The organism is Mycobacterium sp., assembly GCF_035274705.1.
Lineage (GTDB): Bacteria > Actinomycetota > Actinomycetes > Mycobacteriales > Mycobacteriaceae > Mycobacterium.
In genome coordinates, this window is record NZ_DATENY010000047.1 from 1 (window position 1) to 21,178 (window position 21,178).

At 65.0% G+C, this 21,178-nt stretch carries 21 protein-coding genes; 10 read left to right on the forward strand and 11 right to left on the reverse strand.

Going from position 1 to position 21,178, the window contains the following annotated elements:
* Window positions 1–65: 65 nt before the first annotated feature.
* Complete coding sequence (locus tag VJV41_RS11615; RefSeq protein WP_325333785.1) at window positions 66–728, forward strand: GOLPH3/VPS74 family protein; 663 nt, start codon at window positions 66–68, stop codon at window positions 726–728.
* Window positions 729–808: 80 nt separating this feature from the next.
* On the opposite strand, the gene VJV41_RS11620 is transcribed toward VJV41_RS11615, so the two are convergent.
* Window positions 809–1,963, reverse strand: coding sequence for a cystathionine gamma-synthase (locus VJV41_RS11620; RefSeq protein ID WP_325333787.1), 1,155 nt, complete (start codon window positions 1,961–1,963; stop codon window positions 809–811).
* 65 nt (window positions 1,964–2,028) lie between these two features.
* On the opposite strand from VJV41_RS11620, the gene VJV41_RS11625 reads away from it, so the two are divergent.
* The gene (locus VJV41_RS11625; protein ID WP_325333789.1) at window positions 2,029–2,886 is read left to right on the forward strand and encodes an alpha/beta fold hydrolase; all 858 of its coding nucleotides are present in this window, start codon (window positions 2,029–2,031) and stop codon (window positions 2,884–2,886) included.
* Here VJV41_RS11625 and VJV41_RS11630 read toward each other — a convergent pair.
* Window positions 2,883–4,373 carry an FAD-dependent oxidoreductase gene (locus VJV41_RS11630; protein ID WP_325333791.1) on the reverse strand — a complete coding sequence of 497 codons (1,491 nt, stop codon included), beginning with the start codon at window positions 4,371–4,373 and terminating at the stop codon, window positions 2,883–2,885. The two genes, VJV41_RS11625 and VJV41_RS11630, sit on opposite strands and share 4 nt — an antisense overlap.
* Before the next feature lie 166 nt (window positions 4,374–4,539).
* On the opposite strand from VJV41_RS11630, the gene VJV41_RS11635 reads away from it, so the two are divergent.
* Complete coding sequence (locus VJV41_RS11635) at window positions 4,540–5,712, forward strand: acyl-CoA dehydrogenase family protein (RefSeq protein WP_325333793.1); 1,173 nt, start codon at window positions 4,540–4,542, stop codon at window positions 5,710–5,712.
* Between the two features lie 6 nt (window positions 5,713–5,718).
* On the opposite strand, the gene VJV41_RS11640 is transcribed toward VJV41_RS11635, so the two are convergent.
* From VJV41_RS11640 to VJV41_RS11660, 5 genes are all read right to left on the reverse strand, one after another.
* Window positions 5,719–6,624 carry a hypothetical protein gene (locus VJV41_RS11640; RefSeq protein WP_325333795.1) on the reverse strand — a complete coding sequence of 302 codons (906 nt, stop codon included), beginning with the start codon at window positions 6,622–6,624 and terminating at the stop codon, window positions 5,719–5,721.
* Window positions 6,625–6,643: 19 nt separating this feature from the next.
* The gene (locus VJV41_RS11645) at window positions 6,644–7,363 is read right to left on the reverse strand and encodes an RDD family protein (RefSeq protein ID WP_325333797.1); all 720 of its coding nucleotides are present in this window, start codon (window positions 7,361–7,363) and stop codon (window positions 6,644–6,646) included.
* A 9-nt stretch (window positions 7,364–7,372) separates the two neighbouring features.
* Complete coding sequence (locus VJV41_RS11650; protein WP_325333799.1) at window positions 7,373–8,032, reverse strand: RDD family protein; 660 nt, start codon at window positions 8,030–8,032, stop codon at window positions 7,373–7,375.
* 139 nt (window positions 8,033–8,171) lie between these two features.
* On the reverse strand, window positions 8,172–9,566 hold the full coding sequence (locus tag VJV41_RS11655) for a cystathionine beta-synthase (RefSeq protein WP_325333800.1): 1,395 nt from the start codon (window positions 9,564–9,566) through the stop codon (window positions 8,172–8,174).
* A 54-nt stretch (window positions 9,567–9,620) separates the two neighbouring features.
* Entirely contained in the window at window positions 9,621–10,673 is a 1,053-nt protein-coding gene (locus tag VJV41_RS11660) for an alpha/beta hydrolase (protein ID WP_325333802.1), read from the reverse strand.
* Between the two features lie 197 nt (window positions 10,674–10,870).
* Here VJV41_RS11660 and VJV41_RS11665 point away from each other — a divergent pair, with 197 nt between their 5' ends.
* Both VJV41_RS11665 and VJV41_RS11670 read left to right on the forward strand, forming a co-directional pair.
* The gene (locus tag VJV41_RS11665) at window positions 10,871–11,836 is read left to right on the forward strand and encodes an SGNH/GDSL hydrolase family protein (protein ID WP_325333803.1); all 966 of its coding nucleotides are present in this window, start codon (window positions 10,871–10,873) and stop codon (window positions 11,834–11,836) included.
* Between the two features lie 43 nt (window positions 11,837–11,879).
* Window positions 11,880–13,097, forward strand: coding sequence for an acetyl-CoA C-acetyltransferase (locus tag VJV41_RS11670; RefSeq protein ID WP_325333804.1), 1,218 nt, complete (start codon window positions 11,880–11,882; stop codon window positions 13,095–13,097).
* A gap of 38 nt (window positions 13,098–13,135) precedes the next feature.
* On the opposite strand, the gene VJV41_RS11675 is transcribed toward VJV41_RS11670, so the two are convergent.
* A complete protein-coding gene (locus tag VJV41_RS11675) occupies window positions 13,136–14,005 on the reverse strand; it encodes a hypothetical protein (protein WP_325333806.1) in 870 nt (289 codons plus the stop codon).
* Window positions 14,006–14,143: 138 nt separating this feature from the next.
* Complete coding sequence (locus VJV41_RS11680) at window positions 14,144–14,989, reverse strand: Bax inhibitor-1/YccA family protein (RefSeq protein ID WP_325333808.1); 846 nt, start codon at window positions 14,987–14,989, stop codon at window positions 14,144–14,146.
* A 155-nt stretch (window positions 14,990–15,144) separates the two neighbouring features.
* Here VJV41_RS11680 and VJV41_RS11685 point away from each other — a divergent pair, with 155 nt between their 5' ends.
* Genes VJV41_RS11685 through VJV41_RS11695 form a run of 3 tightly spaced genes read left to right on the forward strand, consistent with a single transcriptional unit; the run spans window position 15,145 to window position 18,677 of the window.
* Window positions 15,145–16,185, forward strand: coding sequence for an enoyl-CoA hydratase/isomerase family protein (locus VJV41_RS11685; RefSeq protein WP_325333810.1), 1,041 nt, complete (start codon window positions 15,145–15,147; stop codon window positions 16,183–16,185).
* Window positions 16,182–16,967, forward strand: a complete 786-nt coding sequence (locus tag VJV41_RS11690; RefSeq protein WP_325333812.1) for an enoyl-CoA hydratase — start codon at window positions 16,182–16,184, stop codon at window positions 16,965–16,967. Before VJV41_RS11685 ends, VJV41_RS11690 begins: the two co-directional genes overlap by 4 nt.
* 9 nt (window positions 16,968–16,976) lie before the next feature.
* Window positions 16,977–18,677: an alpha/beta hydrolase gene (locus tag VJV41_RS11695; protein ID WP_325333814.1), complete on the forward strand. Its 1,701-nt coding sequence runs from the start codon at window positions 16,977–16,979 to the stop codon at window positions 18,675–18,677.
* Here VJV41_RS11695 and VJV41_RS11700 read toward each other — a convergent pair.
* Window positions 18,674–19,048 (reverse strand): rhodanese-like domain-containing protein, encoded by a 375-nt coding sequence (locus VJV41_RS11700; protein WP_325333816.1) that lies wholly within the window; start codon window positions 19,046–19,048, stop codon window positions 18,674–18,676. The two genes, VJV41_RS11695 and VJV41_RS11700, sit on opposite strands and share 4 nt — an antisense overlap.
* Entirely contained in the window at window positions 19,048–19,599 is a 552-nt protein-coding gene (locus VJV41_RS11705) for a cysteine dioxygenase (protein WP_325333818.1), read from the reverse strand. Before VJV41_RS11705 ends, VJV41_RS11700 begins: the two co-directional genes overlap by 1 nt.
* Before the next feature lie 111 nt (window positions 19,600–19,710).
* Here VJV41_RS11705 and VJV41_RS11710 point away from each other — a divergent pair, with 111 nt between their 5' ends.
* On the forward strand, window positions 19,711–20,145 hold the full coding sequence (locus tag VJV41_RS11710) for a lipoprotein LpqV (protein ID WP_325333820.1): 435 nt from the start codon (window positions 19,711–19,713) through the stop codon (window positions 20,143–20,145).
* Window positions 20,146–20,220: 75 nt separating this feature from the next.
* Complete coding sequence (locus tag VJV41_RS11715) at window positions 20,221–21,177, forward strand: patatin-like phospholipase family protein (RefSeq protein WP_325333822.1); 957 nt, start codon at window positions 20,221–20,223, stop codon at window positions 21,175–21,177.
* Window position 21,178 lies beyond the last annotated feature (1 nt).

Below are 21,178 nucleotides of genomic sequence, written 5' to 3' on the forward strand. Positions count from 1 at the left end.
TGGATGCGCGCACCGCGCGCGGGCTGGATGCGCGCCCCCGGCGCGCGTCGGTTTAGAGTCCGCTCATGGCGCAGATCGCCGAGGATCTTTTTCTGCTGCTGCTGGATAACGCGTCCGCGCAGCCTGGCTTGGACAGTCCCCGCCGCGAAAAGGTGCTGTCTGCTGCCGTGCTACTCGATCTGGCATATGCGTGCCGAATTCGGCCCGCGATCGCCGGCGAGCCGGTCGAGCCGGGACGGCTGGTGGCGCTATCGACGGCTGGGCCGATGGATCCCGTCGTCGCCCCGGCATTCGAGCTGCTGCAACGCAAGCCGCTGCGCCCGGAAACCGCGGTCAAGCGACTGTCCAAGCACACCGAGGAAAATGTCACGAATTGGCTGGAGTACACCGGCCAGATTCGGCGTGTTCGGTTGCACTCCAAGCGATTCAGCCAGCCCTACGCCTGGCCGTTGACGAACCGCGACCGAGTCAGCAATGCGCGCTCGGCGCTGCTGGCGGCGTTGTTCGACCGCACGCCGCCGGCCCCGTCGACGGCGGCGATCATCTCGTTGCTGCACGCGGTCGACGGGCTTGGCGTGCTGCTGAGCCTGAACGACCGCGGCTGGCGGTGGGTACACGGCAGGGCGGGCGAAATCGCAATGGGTAGTTGGGTCGACGAATCTCCAACCGCACTAGCGGAGGTGAATCTGGCCGTCACCGCATCGGCGGTGCGACCGGCGCTACGCTAGCGCCTAACGCACCCGGGCGAGCAGACGCAAAACTGCCCAAAAACCGCGAAAAGTAGACAGTTTTGCGTCTGTTGCCGAGGCTAAGCTAGCGCCTGCTCCAGATCGTCGAGCAAGTCCGCGGAGTCCTCGATGCCCACAGACAGCCGCACCAGATCGTCGGGCACTTCCAGTTGCGAGCCCGCGGTCGACGCGTGGGTCATCGCGCCGGGATGCTCGATCAGCGATTCCACTCCGCCCAGCGACTCGGCGAGAATGAAAACCTCTGTACGCGAGCAGAAGTCGCGCGCCGCCTGCAGGCCACCCCGCAGCCGCACCGAGACCATGCCGCCGAACGCGCTCATCTGCCGCTTGGCGACCTCGTGACCGGGGTGGCTCGGCAACCCCGGGTACAACACGGTGTCGATCGCGGGATGCTTGTCGAGGAACTCGGCGACCAGCACGGCATTGTCGCTGTGCCGCTGCATGCGCAGCACCAGCGTCTTGAGCCCGCGCATCGTCAGATACGCGTCGAACGGCCCGGGCACGGCACCCGCGCCGTTCTGTAGGAACGCGAACGCTGTGTCGAGTTCTTCGTCGTTGGTCAGCAGTGCACCGCCCACCACATCGGAGTGCCCGCCGATGTACTTGGTGGTCGAATGCAGCACGATGTCGGCACCGAGCAGCAACGGTTGTTGCAATGCGGGTGAGGCAAAGGTGTTGTCCACCAACACCTTTATGTTCGACGATGCGGCGAGTTGCGCGATCGCGCGGATATCGGCGATCGACAGCAGCGGGTTCGTCGGCGTTTCGACCCAGATCAGTCGGGTGGCGGGCGTGATGGCGGCACGTACCGCATCGAGATCGGACAGCGCGACGGCCGTGTACGTGACGCCCCAGTTGGTGAGCACCTTGTCGATCAGGCGGAAGGTGCCGCCGTAGGCGTCGTCGGGCATGACGAGATGATCACCGGGCCGCAGCAGCGCCCGTAGCGCACAGTCGGTGGCAGCCATGCCCGAGGAAAACGCCCGCCCGTATGCGGCTTCCTCGACAGCGGCCAGCGATGCCTCGAGTGCGGCGCGGGTCGGATTGCCGGTGCGGGCGTACTCGAATCCACCGCGGAGTCCCCCGACGCCGTCCTGGGCGAACGTCGAACTGGCATAGATCGGGGCGTTGACGGCGCCCGTGCCCGGATCGGGCCGAAATCCTGCGTGTATGGCCTTGGTCGCTAAACCTTGAAACCTGTGTTGCTCAGTCATCACCGATCAGAGTATCGATGCGTGATCGGAGGCCGTGCTGCGCAGCAGCGGGATACGGTGAGCCGATGGATAAGTTCCGTCGCGGGGAGCTCGTGTTCGACGTGATTGATGCGGGGCCGGCCGACGGGCCAGTGGCCGTTCTTTTGCATGGCTTCCCGGAGCAAAACACGATGTGGCAGCCGGTCATCTCTCGGTTGACCGCACACGGATACCGGTGTCTGGCTCCCCGCCAGCGTGGTTATTCGCCCGGCGCTCGGCCGACGCGTCGTCGGGACTACCGCCTCTCCGAGCTTGTGGAGGACGTCCGAACGCTGATCGATGCCAGTGGTGCGCAGCGTGTGCATCTAGTTGGTCATGACTGGGGTGCCACCGTTGCGTGGCAGGTCGCTCAAGAATTTCCCGACCGCCTGCTCACCGTGACGGCGATGTCGGTGCCGCACCCTGGCGCGTTTCTGAAGGCGCTGATGACGAGCGGACAGGCGCTGGCCTCCTGGTACATCTTGTTTTTCCAACTGCCCCGAATACCGGAGTGGTACATGACGCGGGGGCGTGGGACGTTCACGCTGGCCGGACTCGAGAAGGCGAGAGCACAGCATGCACCAGCGCTTGCCGAAGCAGAGGCAAAGGCGATGGCCGAGCCTGGGGCGTTGACCGCCGCACTCAATTGGTACCGCGCGATACCGCTGAGTGATACCCGGGACGCCGGCAAGAAGGTCACTGTCCCGACGATGTTCATCTGGAGTGACGGCGACATCGCCTTGCGCGAGAAAGGTGCTCGAGCCACGGGCGATCATGTGCTCGGCGAGTACCGTTTTGAGGTACTAAAGGGCGTCTCGCACTGGATCCTCGACGAACAACCGGACAAGGCGGCCGAACTGCTGCTGGAGTGGTTCGCCGCCCACCCCGTCGCCGGTCAACGTTAACCAGCTGCTCGTACCACCGGGCCGCACCGAACATCGAACCGTTCCCGCACGGTGTCGAGAGTGTGTCGCTGGTGGTCGCGTTCGCGACGGTGGATGAGCATGAACTGTGCTGTGTCCACCATGCGCCGTGGCAGCGGATACCAGCGGTTGACGTCGATTCCGCACTCGGCGAACGCCTTGTTGGGGATGCGTCCGGTGATGAGGCTCAAGTTGTACATGGCGAGTGTAAAGAGTGTGAACGGGAATGCCGCATTCGATTTGTTCCGCAACTCCATCGCATCGAGTTCATACAGCGGAATATCCCTGATTTTGCCCAGCATTAGAAGGTGCGTCATGAAATAGCCCATGACCGACGTCAATTGGAGTGTGATGGAACGCGGCTGAATGGAAAGCACCGCACCGCTCGGGGAAACGTAGGGTTCGTAAGGACGGTCGTCGTACTTGAAATATCCCGTGCAGTTGACGATCCAGCTGCCCGGCTGAATCGCCTTGGTGGACCCGCTTCGGAACACCAGATCGGTCTCGCCATTGCGGTCGATGACATCCACAAGATGGTCCATGATCACGTCGTTCAGACCGGAGGCGATCGTCGTGTTCTCGGATTCCGAGAGCAGGCCCACCAGGAAGTTGCCTGTTTCGGGGGTTAACCAGGTGCCGTACGTATCGCGGAACCAATTCTTGACGGCTGTTTCGTTGGTGCCGTCGTAACGACGCGTCACCTCCAGAGCGAGGCTGCTGAAGGTCTTGCCCCGCCACCATCGCCCAGCCCCGGCGGGAAGTATGCGGTCGCGGTTCAGAAAGTACGTTCCCGAACCTGCCACGAGGTTCACTTCACGGCCCGGGTATTCGGTGATCAGCGCGTGCGCGGTGTCCATTGCGGTCTTGCCGCCGCCGATGATCCACACCGGGGTGTCGCTGGCGCGCATTTCGTCGCATCGCATATCGCAGAAGTCAGGAGCCACCGACAATATGCGCTCGCTGGAGATCTCGAGCGGCTGGTTCGGCTTTGATTGGAAGCCGAAGGCCTTGACGAGTCGCTTCGCCTCGACTACAAGGCGCCGGCCACCCGATGATGTGCAGGTGACCCGCACGATCCCGTCGATCTCATCGTGCGACTCGACCGCCCAGCCGAAGAACTCGTCGACGTGGATGCGCCGCTTGATCACATCGAGGCAGTAGGCGAAGTGGTCAAGCACCTCACCCTTCGTCGCCAAGTAGGAACGGTCCTGGCCCAGAGTCCACTCGATGTTCCCGGCGGTGAACATGGGATGTGGCTGGTGCAGTCGCACGTACGGGTAGGCGTCGACCCACATTCCGCCAACACGTTCCCGCTGGTCGATCAAGACGACTTTCTGATCGCGAGACAGGTATTGACTGGCGACGAAGAGTGCGTTGAGTCCGGCGATGCCAGCCCCCACGATGCAGACTTCGCAGCGCTCTACCGCGACGTCTCGGTCTGGGACAGCGGATGGTTGTGATTCGGACATCGATAGCTCCCCTCCAAGCACCCAGGCGACCGCCGCGTACGCCGGATTCATTGTCTGCCTGTGCTATAGAGCGGAATAGAGTATTCGGCTACGCGACCTCCTTACCGTTGTCGATCGCAACAAACCAACCGCAATCCGGCCGCCCACATCGGTGTAGACATGGGGCATGTCCGGTACCACGAAGGTCGACGACCTGCTCGACCTTGACTCGCTACTCACACCCGAGGACATCGAGCTGCGCCAGACGGTCCGGCGGTTCGGCGTGCAGCGACTGCGCCCGCACATCGCCGACTGGTTCGAGGCCGGCGAGGTACCGGTTCGGGAGCTCGCCGCAGACCTCGGCAAGCTCGGCGTGCTCGGCATGCACCTGAAGGGATACGGCTGCGGCGGCTCGACCGCCACCGCCTACGGGCTGGTCTGCCAGGAACTCGAGGCGGTCGATTCCGGGCTGCGCAGCCTGGTGTCCGTGCAGGGTTCGCTGGCGATGTTCGCGATCTACCGCTGGGGCAGCGAAGAGCACCGCAACCAGTGGTTGCCGGCGATGGCCACTGGCGACGTCATCGGCTGCTTCGGGCTCACCGAGCCAGACTTCGGATCCAATCCTGCGGGCATGCGGACCACCGCGCGCCGCGACGGGTCGGACTGGATCCTCAACGGATCGAAGATGTGGATCACCAACGGGACGGTCGCCGACATCGCGATCGTGTGGGCCCGCTCCAAGGAAGGCATCATCGGGTTCATCGTGCCGGCGGGCACGCCGGGCTTCACCGCGCGCGACATGACGCACAAGCTGTCCCTGCGGGCGTCGGTGACGTCCGAGCTGCACCTCGACGATGTCCGGTTGCCCGCCGACGCCCAGCTGCCCGATGCGAACGGACTGTCCGGACCGCTGAGCTGCCTGTCGGAGGCTCGGTTCGGCATCGTGTTCGGCAGTGTCGGCGCCGCGCGCGACTGCCTGCAGACCGCGCTGGACTATGTCGGCACCCGCGAAGTATTCGACAAGCCGCTGGCGGGATATCAACTGACGCAAGCCAAGATCGCCGATATGGCCGTCGAACTCGGCAAGGCCCAACTGCTGGCGCTGCACCTCGGCAAGCTCAAGGACGGCGGACGCATCCGGCCCGAGCAGATCAGCTTCGGCAAGCTCAACAACGTCCGCGAAGCGATCAAGATCGCCCGCCAGTGCCGGACATTGTTGGGCGCCAACGGGATCACACTGGAGTACCCCGTCATCCGGCATGCCAACAACCTGGAATCCGTGCTGACCTACGAGGGCACGTCCGAGGTACACCAGATGGTCATCGGAGAGGCGCTGACCGGAATCAGCGCCTTCCGATGAGCCGCGTTACTGCTGTGGCGAGCCGTACTGTGGCGGCTGTGGCGGCAGCGGCTGCGGGTTGAGCGCCGCAATCTGCCCACCAGTCAGATGACGGTAGGCGTACACCACGAATAGTGCGGCGACCGGTACGGCGACGATCAACCCGATACCACACACCAGCGCACCCACGATCGCTATCACGCCCGCCAGAAGCCACGTGAGAAGCACCTGGGTGAAGTTCGCCTTGGTGATGTCGATGCTCGCCTTGATGCCGTCAATCGGCGAAAGACCACGGTCGACAATGGCGACAGTCGCGAACAGCGTGAAGATGGAAATCACGATGCCAAGGATGAAGCAGAACGAACCGATGATCGACGCAATGCCGATGATCAGCGTCGCGAGGATGACACTGCCGACCATTCGGGGTTTGAAGAAGGACCCGACTGACACCGGCTGCCCGTTCGCGATGTCCAACACGCCTGCGAGATAGGCCGATTGGATCGCGGCGACCACGACCAGCAGCACTAGCCCGCCCAGAACCAACACGGCGATGCTGGCAAAGCCGAACGAGCTACTCGCTGAGTACTCGAAGCCTCCGCCGTAAGAGTCGTACGTAGTGACACTGTCCGGGGCCAACGCGAACGCGAGGCCGTAGACGATGCCGTACAGAACGCCAACGACCAAGGCGTACACCAGCGTTGGGACGATGAGCGCGGCGGCGTTGCCGGTGAACTTGTTCCACGCCCAGGAGAAGGCGTCGCCGACGCTGAATGGCGGCGGGCCGTAGCCGCCACCGGGGGGAGGCGCTGCATAAGCACCGGCCGCCGGTGGTGGATACCCGCCTTGTTGGGGCGGTGGATAGCCACCCGGCGGCGGGTAGCCGCCTTGTTGCGGTGATGGGTAGTTCCCTGGCGGAGGCGGTTGCTCGGTCATTGACCCTTCCTATGTCCGCTCACTGCCGCGGTGGCAATGGTTGCGGATTCAATTGTGATTGCGAACCGGGCGGCAGCGGTTGCGGATTCAGCGGTATACACACCGTCGACATGATCTTGTCGGCGATCGTCTGCCGCTTGGCGTCCCACAGCGGGAACAGCCACCCGATGTAGCAGATCACCGTATCGACGATGTGAGCTATCTGACGAACTATGGACATCCCGAAACCGATGGGCTGCCATGTCTTTTCGCTGACCACCTTGAACTTCATCACCGACTTGCCCAGGCTCTGGCCGGTCTTGCCCTGCCGGTAGCCCCAGTTCCAGATGGAGTAGACGAAGACCGCGATGTACGCGAGCACGATCAGGATGACACCAAACGCCGAGAAGTTCGACGTGCAGTAGACGCCGTAGTCGTACTCGCCGCCGCTGCTGACGCACTGGTTGTCGGCCGTACCGAACGCGATGCCCTGGGCGATGCCGGCGACGATAACTGCAGGGACGATGTCGATCAAATAGCCGCCAACACGCGAAATCCACGGTGTATAGGCCTCTTTCGGCAACCCCCCCGCCGGCGCGGACGGCGCTGGGTAGCCTGCCGCGCCCGATGGCGGCGGCGGATAGCCGCCCTGGTGCGGTGGCGGCGGATAGCCGCCCTGGTGCGGTGGCGGTGGATAGCCGCCCTGATGCGGAGGCGGCGGATAGCCTCCGGGCGGAGGCGGAGGCGGTTGATCAGTCATGTTGCCTCGCTACAGCGGCAAGCAGATCGTGGACATGATCTTGTCGGCGATCGTCTGCCGTTTGGCATCCCACAGCGGGAACAGGTAGCCGATGTAGCAGATCGCACCGTCGATGATGTGGGCGAGCTGGCGGACGATGGACATGCCGAAACCTATTGGCTGTCCCGTCTTTTCGCTCACCACCTTGAACTTCATGATCGACTTGCCGATGCTCGAGCCCGTGGTGCCCTGGCGGTAGCCGTAGTTCCAGATGATGTAGACGAGCGACAGTATCCATGCGATGCCGATGGACACCTGGCCGAGTGTAGAGGCACCGGTGGCGCAGAACTCGCCGAGGTCGTATTCCGACGTGTCCGTCAGACACACCGTCTCCCTGGTGCCGAGCAAGAGGCCAAAGCCAATGCCTTCGATGATCGCGACAGGGATGTAGTCGATCAGAAATGCGAACACGCGCGTGAGCCATGGCGTATACGCGTCGGTCGGCAACCCCGGCCCCGCGCTCGGAGCCGGCGGCGGGTATCCCGCAGTGGCCTGTGGCGCCTGGTATCCACCACCTGGCGGAGGCGGCGGATAACCGCCACCCTGCGGCGGAGGAGGCGGCGGATACCCACCTGGTGGGGACGGAGGGGGCGGGTAGTTACCAGGGGGTGGTGGCGGTTGATCGGTCATGACGCCTTCCAGTGATGTATTAGCTGGCAACGAGCGTGCTAACCCTAACCTGAGAGGTAGCCGATAGCAGGGCTTTCTAGCGGATGTCGATCATCAGTCCGCAGGCCCCAAATACCCGTCCACCGTTCGGATCACGCGGCTAGCGACGCGTGTTGGCGTCGGATAGGAATCCGAGCAGGTCGTGGCGGGTCAACACGCCAACCGGCTTGCCCTCTTCGACGACCATCACCGCGTCGCATTCACGCAGCGTCTTCGCCGCGGTGCTGACCAGTTCGCCGGCTCCGATCAGCGGCAGCGCCGGGCTCATGTGCTGGGCGACTGCGTCGGCGAGCTTCGCGCGGCCCTCGAACACTGCGGAGAGCAGTTCTCGCTCCGACACGCTGCCGGCGACTTCGCCCGCCATGACGGGCGGTTCCGCACCGACGACCGGCATCTGCGACACACCGTATTCGCGCAGGATGCCGATCGCGTCGCGCACGGTTTCCGACGGATGGGTGTGCACCAGATCGGGCAGCGCGCCGGACTTGCCGCGCAGCACGTCGCCGACGGTGGACTCCTCGACGGACCCGTCGAGGCGACTGCGCAAGAACCCGTACGACGACATCCACGCGTCGTTGAAAACCTTTGAGAGATAACCTCTTCCGCCGTCGGGCAGCAGCACGACCACCAGTGCTTCGGGCCCCGCCTGCTCCGCAACCTTGATCGCCGCCACGACGGCCATGCCGCACGAACCGCCGACCAGCAGCGCTTCTTCGCGCGCCAGCCGCCGGGTCATATCGAACGAATCCGAATCGGACACAGCGATGATCTCGTCGGCAATGGCGGGGTCGTACGCCGACGGCCAGAAGTCTTCGCCCACGCCTTCGACCAGATACGGCCTGCCGGTGCCGCCGGAGTACACCGATCCCTCGGGGTCGACGCCGACGATGCGCACCTTCCCGCCGGACACCTCTTTGAGATAGCGGCCGGCGCCGGTGATCGTGCCGCCGGTACCGACACCGGCAACGAAATGGGTGACCTTGCCGTCGGTGTCGGCCCACACTTCCGGTCCGGTGGTCTCGTAGTGGCTGGCCGGCCCCATCGGGTTGGAGTACTGGTCGGGCTTCCACGCGCCGTCGATCTCTTCGACCAGACGATTGGACACGCTGTAATAGCTGTCCGGGTGGTCCGGTGGTACAGCCGTCGGGCACACCACGACGTCAGCGCCGTAGGCGCGCAACACATTTTGCTTGTCCTCGCTGACCTTGTCTGGGCACACGAAGATGCATTTGTAGCCGCGCTGCTGGGCGACCAGGGCCAGCCCGACGCCTGTATTGCCGGACGTCGGCTCGACGATGGTGCCGCCCGGTTTGAGCTCGCCGCTCGCCTCGGCGGCATCGATCATCTTGACCGCGATGCGATCCTTGGCGCTGCCGCCCGGATTGAAGTATTCGATCTTGGCCGCCACAGTGCCGGCACCCTCGGGCACGACCGAGGTCAGCTGCACCAGAGGGGTATTGCCGATGAGCTCACTGACGTGCCTGGCGATGCGCATGCGTCCATCGTCTCAGGCGCGCAACGGCGTAGTCAGGCGGCCTCCGGCCGCGCTCTACCAGGTGGCCTCTCGGATGTAGTCGCCGATTTGCTTGAGTGATCGGGACGCCTCGGACACCGCGGGCGCGGTCAGCTGGAATACGTGCATCTGGCCGGGCCAGACGCGTATCTCGACCGGCACCCCGGCGGCGGCCAGCATGTGGGCGGCCTTGCGGGCGTCGCTGACCAATACCTCAGAACCGGAAACGTGGATCAGGGTCCGCGGCAGGCCTGGCTCGATGTGGTCGAGCGGCTCGTAGACCGCTTCAGGCTTGCCGTCGACGATGTGCCGTTCGGCAGCCTCTTCGACCAGCTCGACCAGCGCGTGGAAAGCCTTCGGCGGGAACATCGCGTCACTGCGGATGTTTGGGTGGTTTGCTCGGGTCTCGTTGTCGATCTCGAACAGCGGCGACATCGTCACCATCGCGGCGGGTTCTTCGCCCTCAGCCTGCAGCCGTTCGGCCAACGCCAACGCGAGGTAGCCGCCGGCCGAGTCGCCGGCCAGCACGATCTGGTCTGGCTCGTAGCCCTTCAGGCGCAGCCACTTGTAAGCGTCGTAGCAGTCGTCGAGCGCCATGCCGACCGAGTGTTTCGGGATCATCCGGTAGTTCACGACCAGCACGGGGCTGTCGGCGTAGCGCGACAGCGCGGTGACCAACCTGCCGTGTGAATTGGCGCCGCACGTCAGGAACGCACCGCCGTGCATGTAGACGATGACGCTGCGCTTGCCGTCGGCGGGAAGCACTCCACCGGCGCGGACCAGCTGCGCCGTGCAGTGCGGCAAAGAAATGGTGGCGCGAACGGTGCCCGGGGCGGGCCGCAGGACGCGCGCGACGAAGTCGACCAAACCCCATGGCCACGGAAGCCGTGGCGCATGGCTACCGATAGCTAGAGTCGGCCGAATAGTTAGCAGAGCCGCGAGCGCAACAAGCCGTCCCGCGAGGCTGGGACCGTCCTCGACAACCTCTACAGGGGCGCCGTCACTGACGGGAAATTTGCGCGGTTTACGCGGCCTAGCTGGGCTGACTCCAGCACGATACGTTCGGGGTACTTTGCTCGGTGCCGTCATCGCCACCACTCCTACGCCGTCGTAGTGCCGGGGCGCCCCAGGTTTACTGGGCTAACCCAACTCGGTTAGCTTGACACCCTACAACCAGTTCAACAATCAACTTGTCGAAATCGATACCGGACTTGATACCGCAACGTGACCGCTGATCGCGTCTGCCACGCGGATGGGACCGGCGATTCCCACATAAACTTGTCGCCGTGGGCATACGTGTTGGGCGTCGGTCGACGATCGCCCTGGCGGCTGCGGCCGGACTCGCGTCAACGGGCTCCGCCTACGTCGGGGCCCGCAACCTGCTGAGCGGGCAGGCTGACCGGGCCCGACGAGTCATACCCAAGTCATGGGACGTCCCGCCGCGCGCTGATGGCGTGTACTCGGCGGGCGGCGGTCCGGTCGAGCGCTGGTACCGCGGGATGCCGTTCGACCTGCACCTGATGATCTTCGGCGACTCCACCGCCGCCGGATACGGCTGCCAGGCCGCCGACGAGCTGCCCGGCGTGCTGATCGCGCGGGGGCTGGCCGAAGAATCCGGAAAACGCATACGGCTGAGCACCAAAGCGATCGTCGGCGCGACGTCGAGGGGTCTGGCAGGCCAGATCGACGCGATGTTCGTCGCCGGTCCGCCGCCGGATGCGGCGGTGATCATGATCGGCGCCAACGACATCACCAAGCCGAATGGCATCGGGCCCTCGGCACGTCGACTGGGGCGGGCGGTGCGGAGGCTGCGCGGTGCGGGCGCCGTCGTCGTCGTGGGCACCTGCCCGGATTTCGGCGTGATCACCGCGATCCCGCAGCCGCTGCGGTGGGTGACGCGCAGCCGCGGGCTGCGCTTGGCTCGCGCGCAGTCGTCGGCCGTACGGTCGGCCGGCGGCGTCCCGGTTCCGTTTTCCGACCTGCTGGCACCGGACTTTCGCAAGATGCCCGAAGTGCTGTTCAGCCATGACATGTTCCACCCCTCGGCCGCCGGATACGCGTTGGCGGCCAACCAGTTGCTGCCGGCACTCGGTAAAGCGTTGGGAGAGTTCGTCGGTCACCCGATGGCCGAGGAAGCATTGGAATCGCGATCCCCCGAAGGTGCGTCCTTGCTGGCCCGGGTCGGCAACATCAGCAGGCTGTGGCGCCGCTCGACCGGGGTCCCCGCGCCCATCGTGGTGCCCGCCAGCTAGGTTGCACTCAAGCTTTTCGGTCCACCCGATTTTAGGAGCCGTCATGACTGAAGCCGTCATCGTTTCGACAGCGCGCTCGCCGATCGGCCGCGCCGGCAAGGGTTCACTTGTCGATATGAGGCCCGACGATCTGGCCGCCCAGATGGTGCGTGCGGCGTTGGGCAAGGTGCCTGCGCTGGATCCGCGCGAGATCGACGACCTGATGATGGGCTGCGGGCAGCCCGGCGGCGAGGCCGGATTCAACATCGGCCGCGCGGTGGCCGTCGAGCTGGGCTACGACTTCCTGCCAGGCACCACGGTGAACCGGTACTGCTCGTCGTCGCTGCAGACCACGCGGATGGCGTTCCACGCGATCAAGGCCGGTGAGGGCAGCGCGTTCATTTCCGCTGGGGTCGAGACCGTTTCGCGGTTCCCGAAGGGCACGTCGGACGGCTGGCCGGACTCGCACAACCCGCTGTTCTCCGACGCCGAGCAACGTTCTGCGCAGGCGGCCGCGGGCGCTGACGAGTGGCATGACCCGCGTGAGGACGACGTGCTGCCGGATGTCTACATTGCGATGGGCCAGACCGCCGAGAACGTCGCGCTGCTCACCGGCATCAGCCGCGAAGAACAGGACCACTGGGGCGTGCGCAGCCAGAACCGCGCCGAGGAGGCCATCAAGAGCGGCTTTTTCGAGCGCGAGATCGTGCCGGTGAAGCTGCCCGACGGCTCGACGGTCGCCAAGGACGACGGCCCGCGTGCGGGCACCACCTACGAGGCGGTCAGCCAACTGAAGCCGGTGTTCCGGCCGAACGGCACGATCACGGCAGGCAATGCGTGTCCGCTGAACGACGGCGCCGCCGCGGTGGTGATCGTCTCCGACGAGAAGGCGAAGGAACTTGGGCTGAAGCCCTTGGCGCGCATCGTCGCGACGGGCGTGTCCGGGCTGTCACCGGAGATCATGGGGCTCGGTCCGATCGAGGCCGTCCGCAAGGCGCTTGCGAACGCGCGCATGACGATCGACGACATCGACCTCTACGAGATCAACGAGGCGTTCGCCGTGCAGGTGCTCGGCTCGGCACGCGAGCTGGGTATGGATCACGACAAGCTCAACGTGTCGGGCGGTGCGATCGCGCTGGGGCACCCGTTCGGTATGACGGGTGCGCGTATCACCGCCACGCTGCTGAACAACCTTCAGACACATGACAAGACGTTCGGTCTGGAGACGATGTGCGTCGGCGGCGGCCAAGGCATGGCGATGATCGTGGAGCGCCTGAGCTAATTCATTCACTTCGCCGAAACTGCTGACAGATCGCGATTTCACGAAATTTCGCGATCTGTCAGCAGTTTCGAGGACCAGCATCGCTCAATTCGACGCAAAACATCGGCTGGCCTGTTCTCCTTGACCACCCTCACCCTCGTCCAGCCGAGCTCGTCGAGGTCCTCGGATCTTTGGATGTCGTGGGCGAACTGACGGGGATCGACGCGATGCTGCTCACCGTCGTATTCCACAGCGAGCATCAGATCCTCCCAGCCCATATCGAGGTAATACCACCGACGGCCATCGGGGCTAAGCACCGGTATCTGAGTCCGCGGCCGCGGGTACCCGGCGCGAATTACCAAGAGCCGCAACCACGTTTCCTTCGGTGACGCCGCGCCTGGGTCATAGAGGTCCAGTGCCGCCCTAAGTTGACGTATCCCACGCGCGCCGCGGTGCGCGTCGGCGACCGCCAATATCTCGTCGGCCTTGAAGCCGGTTGCGTTTCCAAGCGCCTCGAGGCGTGCGATGGCGTCGTCGAGCCGACCGCGGCGGCCGACGTCGAATGCAGTGCGCTGGATAGTAGTGATACGCATTTCGCCGAACTCGAAGAATTCGTTCGAGCAGAGCCGCATGTCGTAGGTGCGAAGTCCACGGGGACGCCTGGCGTTAGGCCAGATCAGCTCGATTGGAAGCTCATCGTCCACCCATTTCGCGCCGTGTAGAGCAGACGCCGTCAGTCCCGCAATGACACCTTCTCGATGCGAATACAACCATGCGGCCTTGGCTCGGTCGTAGATCGTGAGTGGCATGCCCTTAGGCACATAGACATCGGGAAACTCAGCGCGGTACCGGGCTCGAAGCTCGTGCTTTCGAACCAGCCCGCGCGCCACTGCCTCGCTGCCGACAAAGGGAAAGTTGAGGATCGTCATGAACCAACTCTCGCCCGGCCGGCGCCCGCGAAACTGCGGGCAGATCGCTATTTGTGGATGAATCGCGATCTGTTAGCAGTTTCGACGCAAACGAAAAAAGCCCGGCACGTTTTCGTGCCGGGCTTTTTCGCGCGAAGGCTAGTCGCTGTTGAAGTAACTCAGCAGCCGCAGGATCTCGAGGTAGAGCCACACGAGCGTCACGGTCAGGCCGAGCGCGATGCCCCACGCAGCCTTCTCCGGCGCGCCTGCGCGGATCGCCCTGTCGGCCTCGTCGAAGTCCGACAGGAAGAAGAACGCGGCCAGGCCGATCATCAAGAGTGAGAAGAGGATCGCCAGCGGGCCACCGTCGCGCAGCGGTCCTGCGCTGTGGGTGAACAGCCCGACCACCAGGTTGACGAGCATCAGCGCCACGGCGCCAAAGCCCGCAGCGACGAGGAAGCGGGTGAACTTCGGCGTGACGCGAATCGCGCCGGTCTTGTAGACGACGAGCATGCCGAAGAACACGCCGAACGTGCCCACAACGGCCTGGCTGATCAGGGCGCCGGCGCTGATGCCGGACACCTGCAGATTGGCCACGATGAACGAGATCGCGCCAAGTACCAGGCCTTCGAACGCGGCATAGCCCAAGACGATCGCCGGGCTGTCCTGCTTGCGGCCGAAGATTCCAATCAGAAGCAGCGCTATCCCGCCGATGAGGCCCACGATCAGGAACGGCGTGGCCAGGGCGAGGTTCTGTGCGACCAAGAAGTAAGACGCGGTTGCCACCGCTGCCAGCACGGCCAGTGTGATGCCGGTCTTGGTGACGACATCGTCGACGGTCAGCGGCCGAGAAACCCCGACCTGCTGCTGCTCTGGGTACTGCGTCGCGTACGGATCGGCATGTACTGCCTGTGCACCGTAGCCGGCGGCTCCGGTACCGAACTGCGCATATCCGCCCTGCGTCTTAGGCAGGGATCGAAATACCGGGTTGCTGGTCTCCCGCACCGTCGGTTCCTCTCCTAGTGCTGTGGTTCGACATTTGTGGCGAACACAGAGTCAACGATCACGACCCTCAGGCGGTTCCCGTCTTACCGGGTCATTCACAGAAAACCTTAACCCGGGCAGCGCGCGGCAGGGGTGACGATCTACATTGCTTACTCGTGACGGAAAACGAGGATGTCCTAGTAACTGTCGAGAACGGCGTCGGCCTGCTCACCCTCAACCGTCCGAAGGCCATCAATTCGCTGACCCACTCGATGGTCAACGCGATGTCGAAGGTACTGACCGACTGGGAGCACGACGACGCCATCCGCGCCGTGGTGCTGTCCGGCGCCGGCGAGCGCGGCCTGTGCGCCGGCGGCGACATCGTGGTGATCTATCACAGCGCGCGCGCCGACGGCTCCGAGGCGCGGCGGTTCTGGTACGACGAGTATCTGCTCAACGCGCAGATCGGTCGGTTCAGCAAGCCTTATGTGGCGTTGATGGACGGCTTTGTGATGGGCGGCGGTGTCGGGGTCAGCGCCCACGGCAGTGTCCGCGTGGTCACCGACACCACCAAAATGGCGATGCCAGAAGTGGGTATCGGCTTCATTCCCGACGTCGGCGGCACGCTCATCCTGTCCCACGCACCGGGACTGCTCGGTCATCACCCCGCGCTGACGGGCGCCCAGTTCGACGGCGCGGACGCGATCGCCCTTGGCTTCGCCGACCATTTCGTGCCCCACGACAAACTGACCGACTTCACGGACGCGATCACCGCCGACGGCATCGACGCGGCGCTGGCCGCGCACGCGCAGGAGCCGCCGCCGAGTCAGCTGCTGGCACAGCGGGACTGGATCGACCACTGCTACGCCGGCGACACCATGGAGGACATCGTCGCGGCACTGCGCGGACACGATGCGGGTCCCGCCAACGACGCCGCCAACCTGATCGCCAGCCGCTCGCCCGTCTCGGTGTCGGTGGCGCTCGAGGCCGTTCGCCGCGCCGCCAAACTCGACACGCTCGAAGACGTGCTGCGCCAGGAGTATCGGACGTCGTGCGGATCGCTGCACTCGCATGATCTAGTGGAGGGCATCCGCGCCCAAGTCATCGACAAAGACCGCAACCCGAAATGGTCGCCTGCGTCGCTGGCGGCCGTCACCACCGCCGACGTCGAGGCCTATTTCGCGCCGGCCGATCGCGAACTGGAGTTCGAGAGATGAACGACGAGACGAGCTTCTCCACCATTGTGGTCACCCGCGACGAGCGCGTCGGTACCATCACGCTGAACCGGCCCAAGGCGCTCAACGCGCTCAACAGTCAAGTGATGCACGAAGTCACCACGGCCGCAGCCGAATTCGACAACGATCAGGGCATCGGCGCCATCGTCATCACCGGCAACGAGAAGGCGTTCGCGGCAGGCGCAGACATCAAGGAGATGGCCAGCCTGTCGTTCGCCGACGTGTTCGCCGCCGACTTCTTCGCCCACTGGGCCAAGTTCGCCGCCACCCGCACGCCCACCATCGCCGCAGTCGCCGGTTACGCGCTGGGCGGTGGCTGCGAACTGGCGATGATGTGCGACCTGCTCATCGCCGCTGATACCGCGAAATTCGGTCAGCCCGAAATCAAGCTCGGCGTGCTGCCGGGCATGGGCGGCTCGCAGCGGCTCACCCGCGCGATCGGCAAGGCCAAGGCCATGGATCTGATCCTGACCGGCCGCAACATGGACGCCGAAGAGGCCGAACGCGCCGGACTGGTCTCGCGTGTGGTGCCAGCCGACAAGCTGCTCGAGGAGGCCAATGCGGTCGCCAAGACCATCGCGGGCATGTCGCTGTCGGCATCGCGGATGGCCAAGGAGGCCGTGAACCGGGCGTTCGAGGTCACCCTGGCCGAGGGACTGCTCTACGAGCGACGGCTGTTCCACTCCGCATTCGCTACCGATGATCAAACGGAAGGCATGAACGCCTTTACCGAGAAGCGCCCCGCGAACTTCACGCACCGCTAATCTGCGGGGGTGACAAATACGGCGGAGGCGGCCGAGCAAGCATCACCCCAATCCGAAGAGGCACCGGCCAAGCGGCCGTGGTGGGTTCGCCGCTACACGTTCACCGGAACCGCGGCCGGTCTGGTGTTCATATGGCTTTCGCTGACGCCGTCGCTGTTGCCTCGCGGACCACTGTTTCAGGGCATCGTCAGCGGCGCGGCGGGTGCCATCGGATACGGCCTCGGAGTCTTCGCGGTGTGGTTGGTGCGCTACATGCGATCAAAGGACACCAGCCCGCGCGCGCCGCGCTGGGCGTGGATAGCCCTCGCCGTCATTGGCGTCGTCGGCCAGATCCTGATGATCATCTACTTCCACGTGTGGCAGGACGAAGTGCGCGACCTCAACGGCGTTCCGCGGATGGGTTTTTGGGACCACCCGCTGACTGCGGTGTTGTCGATCGTCTTCCTGTTCATCTTCGTCGAGATCGGCCAGCTGATCGGCAAATTGGTGCGCTATCTCGTGCGTCAGCTCAATCGCGTTGCTCCACCGCGGGTTTCGGCCATCGTTGTCGTCGTGCTGCTACTCGCACTGACCATCGCGCTGCTCAACGGAATCGTGGTGCGGTTCGCGATGAGCACGATCAACAAGACGTTCGCGGCCGCTAACGACGAAACCGATCCGACATTCCCTGCGCCGACGTCACCGCTTCGGTCCGGCGGTCCGCAGTCGTTGGTCAGCTGGGAATCGCTTGGCCATCAGGGCCGGGTCTTCGTCTCGGCGGGCCCGACGGTCGAGGAACTGACCAAGTTCAACGGCCCGCCCGCGACCGAACCGATCCGCGCCTACGCGGGACTCAATTCCGCCGACGGCATCAAGGCGACAGCAAAACTGGCAGTCGAGGAACTGCAGCGAGAAGGCGGTCTGAACCGCGCGGTCGTCGCCGTCGCCACCACGACCGGCACCGGTTGGATCAACGAGGCCGAGGCCTCGGCGCTGGAGTACATGTACAACGGCAACACCGCGATCGTGAGCATGCAGTACTCGTTCCTGCCCAGCTGGCTGTCGTTCCTGGTGGACAATGAAAACGCGCGCCAGGCCGGGCAGGCGCTTTTCGAAGCCGTCGACGCATTGATCCGCGAGATGCCGGAGGCCAAGCGACCCAAACTCGTCGTGTTCGGCGAAAGCCTCGGGTCATTCGGTGGCGAGGCGCCGTTCCTGGCCCTCAACAACCTCGTCGCGCGTACCGACGGAGCGCTGTTCTCCGGGCCGACGTTCAACAACACGATCTGGGAAGACCTCACCCGCAACCGCGACAAGGACTCGCCGGAGTGGTTGCCGATCTACGACAAGGGTGAGAACGCACGCTTCGTCGCGCGCCCAGACAACCTCAACAGGCCACCGGATCCCTGGAGCCACCCCCGAGTGGTCTATCTACAGCACGCATCGGATCCAATCGCGTGGTGGAACGTCGATCTGCTGTTCTCCGAACCGGATTGGCTCAAGGAGCCGCGCGGCTACGACCTGTCCGGGCGCATGCAGTGGATCCCGGTGGTGACGTTCCTTCAGGTGTCCGCCGACATGGCGGTAGCGGTCGACGTGCCCGACGGACACGGCCACGTTTACGTCAGAGACGTCGCCAACGGCTGGGCCGCCGTTCTGCAACCGCCGGGCTGGACGCCGGAGAAGACAGAAAAGCTGCGGCCGCTGCTGTCGAACGACGAGAACGCTTAGACCAGAACGCCTTCGGCCTTCAACGCGTGGTATCCGCCGACGACGTCGGTGGCGCGATACAACCCGAGATCGAGCAGCGCCGCGGCGGCCAGGCTCGAGGTGTAACCCTCAGAGCACAGCACGACCCATTCCACGTCGTCGTCGACGGCCTGCGACAGGCGCGCGTCGCTGGTCGGGTCGCATCGCCACTCGAGCACGTTGCGTTCGACCAGCAGGGCGCCGGGCACGTCACCCTCGCGATTGCGCTGCGCCTGGGGCCGAATGTCAACCAGGACGGCGCCGCGTTCCAGCGCTGCAGGTACTTCGTCAGCGGTCAGCCGGCGCAGCCGCGCACGGGCGGCCTCGAGGACACGGTCGATGCGGCTGCTCATCATCCCTCCGGTGCTTCAGTGAGCTCGGTGCGCTTGCGGCGCAGCGTCTTTCGCTCGGTTACTTCGTAGTACGACATCGCGGTCAGCGGCGGTGAATATGCGTGCACTGACAGCGTCGGGGTGACAGGGACGGATAAGTCTCGCTCCGGTGTCCACACGACGTCGTGCACCCAACCGAGCGGAAACGCCGCCTGGTCGCCGGCCCGCAGCCGACGGCGGCGCAACGCCTCGCCGTCCCAACGGGTTTCGCGCAGCGCACCGGATACCACGGTCAACGCGCCCAGTGAACCGCCGTGGTCGTGCAGTTCGGTCGAGCGGTCCGGCACCCAACTGATCAACCAGAGGTCGAGTTCGTCGTCACCGTGCAGCCGCGTGAACCAGCGGTCGTTTCTCGGCACGCCGCCCGCCGGCAGCAGGTGGTCGTACCGGCCGGAGAGCACGTCGTCGGCGTAGCGGTCCGTTTCGTGCAGAAGGTCGGGCAGCCGCAGCCGGGTGGGCGAAGAGACGGCGGGGGCGGCAGACGGCAACGCGACAGGTTGTGCGGAAACCATGCAAGCTCCAGAAAAGGACGGGCGGAAATCGGGGTCGGCGTTACGCCCGACAACACTCGAGAAGTCCGGTCCTTTCGATCACGGCCGCCAGTGTTGCATAGATTGAGCGGCATGCGCAGATACCCTCAACGCGCCGCGCTGTGCACCGCGCTGCTCACATTGGCGCTCGCGGGTTGTTCTGGCGGCGAAGAAAAGCCCGCCCCATCCACGGCGACGACGTCGGCGAGTGAACTGCCGCCGCTTCCTGCCGAGCCGGCGAAACCCGGAGCGGTCGAGGTATCGCCCGGCGGCGTGACCACCAAGGTCGACGTCCCTGCCGACGCCACCGAAGAGCAGTACGGGCAGGCCTGCCACGCCGCCAAGGTATGGATCGACAGCCAGCGGGCCGATCCGAAGACGCTCGTCGAGCCCTACTTGAAGATCATTCAGGCACCCGATTTCAGCGGACCCGGCAACTTCAACACGCCGTGGGCTCGGCTGACACCGGCCCAGCAGGCCGGCGTGATCATGGCCGTCGAGGGGGCCGCCGACGGCGAGTGCGGCTGACCGCGGGAATTCAAATCATGCGTGCAACTAATTCGGTCGCTGGGGAGCGACGGGCCGTCGCGCAACAATGGACTGATGGCTGGCAAGCGTGTTGCGCTGGCCCTCGGTAGTGGCGGGGCCCGCGGGTACGCCCACATCGGGGTGATCAACGAACTACAGGATCGCGGCTACGACATCGTCGGGGTGGCCGGATCGTCGATGGGTGCGCTCGTCGGAGGCTTGCAGGCGGCTGGCAAGGTCGACGAATTCACGCAGTGGGCGGAGTCGCTGACGCAGACCGCGGTGCTTCGGCTGCTGGACCCGTCGATCAGCGCGGCGGGAGTACTGCGTGCCGCCAAGATCCTCGACGCGGTCCGCGACATCCTCGGCGAGGTCACCATCGAGGAGCTGCCGATCCCCTACACCTCCGTGGCCACGGACCTGATCTCAGGCAAGTCCGTGTGGCTGCAGCGCGGCCCGGTCGACGCGGCGATCCGGGCATCGATCGCAATCCCCGGCGTGATCACGCCGCATGTGCTCGACGGTCGGCTGCTTGCCGACGGCGGCATCCTCGACCCGCTGCCGATGGCGCCGATCGCCGCGGTCGCCGCCGATCTGACCATCGCGGTCAGCCTCGGCGGAAGCGAGACCGCGGGCGGTCAAGAGGCCGACGGCGAGTCGAGGGCGACCACCGAATGGCTGACCCGCATGTGGCGCAGCACGACAGCACTGTTCGATGTCAACCGGGCCGGCAGTGGCTCTGACAGCGACAGCAGTGACGAGGAGCTCGTCGACGCCACCAAAGAAACGACGGTGCCCAGGCTGGGCAGCTTCGAGGTGATGAACCGCACGATCGATATCGCGCAGGCGGCGTTGGCGCGTCACACCCTCGCGGCCTATCCGCCAGACCTGCTCATCGAGGTGCCCCGCACTGCGTGCCGGAGCCTGGAGTTCCACCGTGCTGCCGAGGTCATCGCGATCGGCCGGGACCTTGCTTCGCAGGCGCTCGACGAGTACCGAGAGAAGGTCAGCTCAGACCTGAGCACCGGCTGAC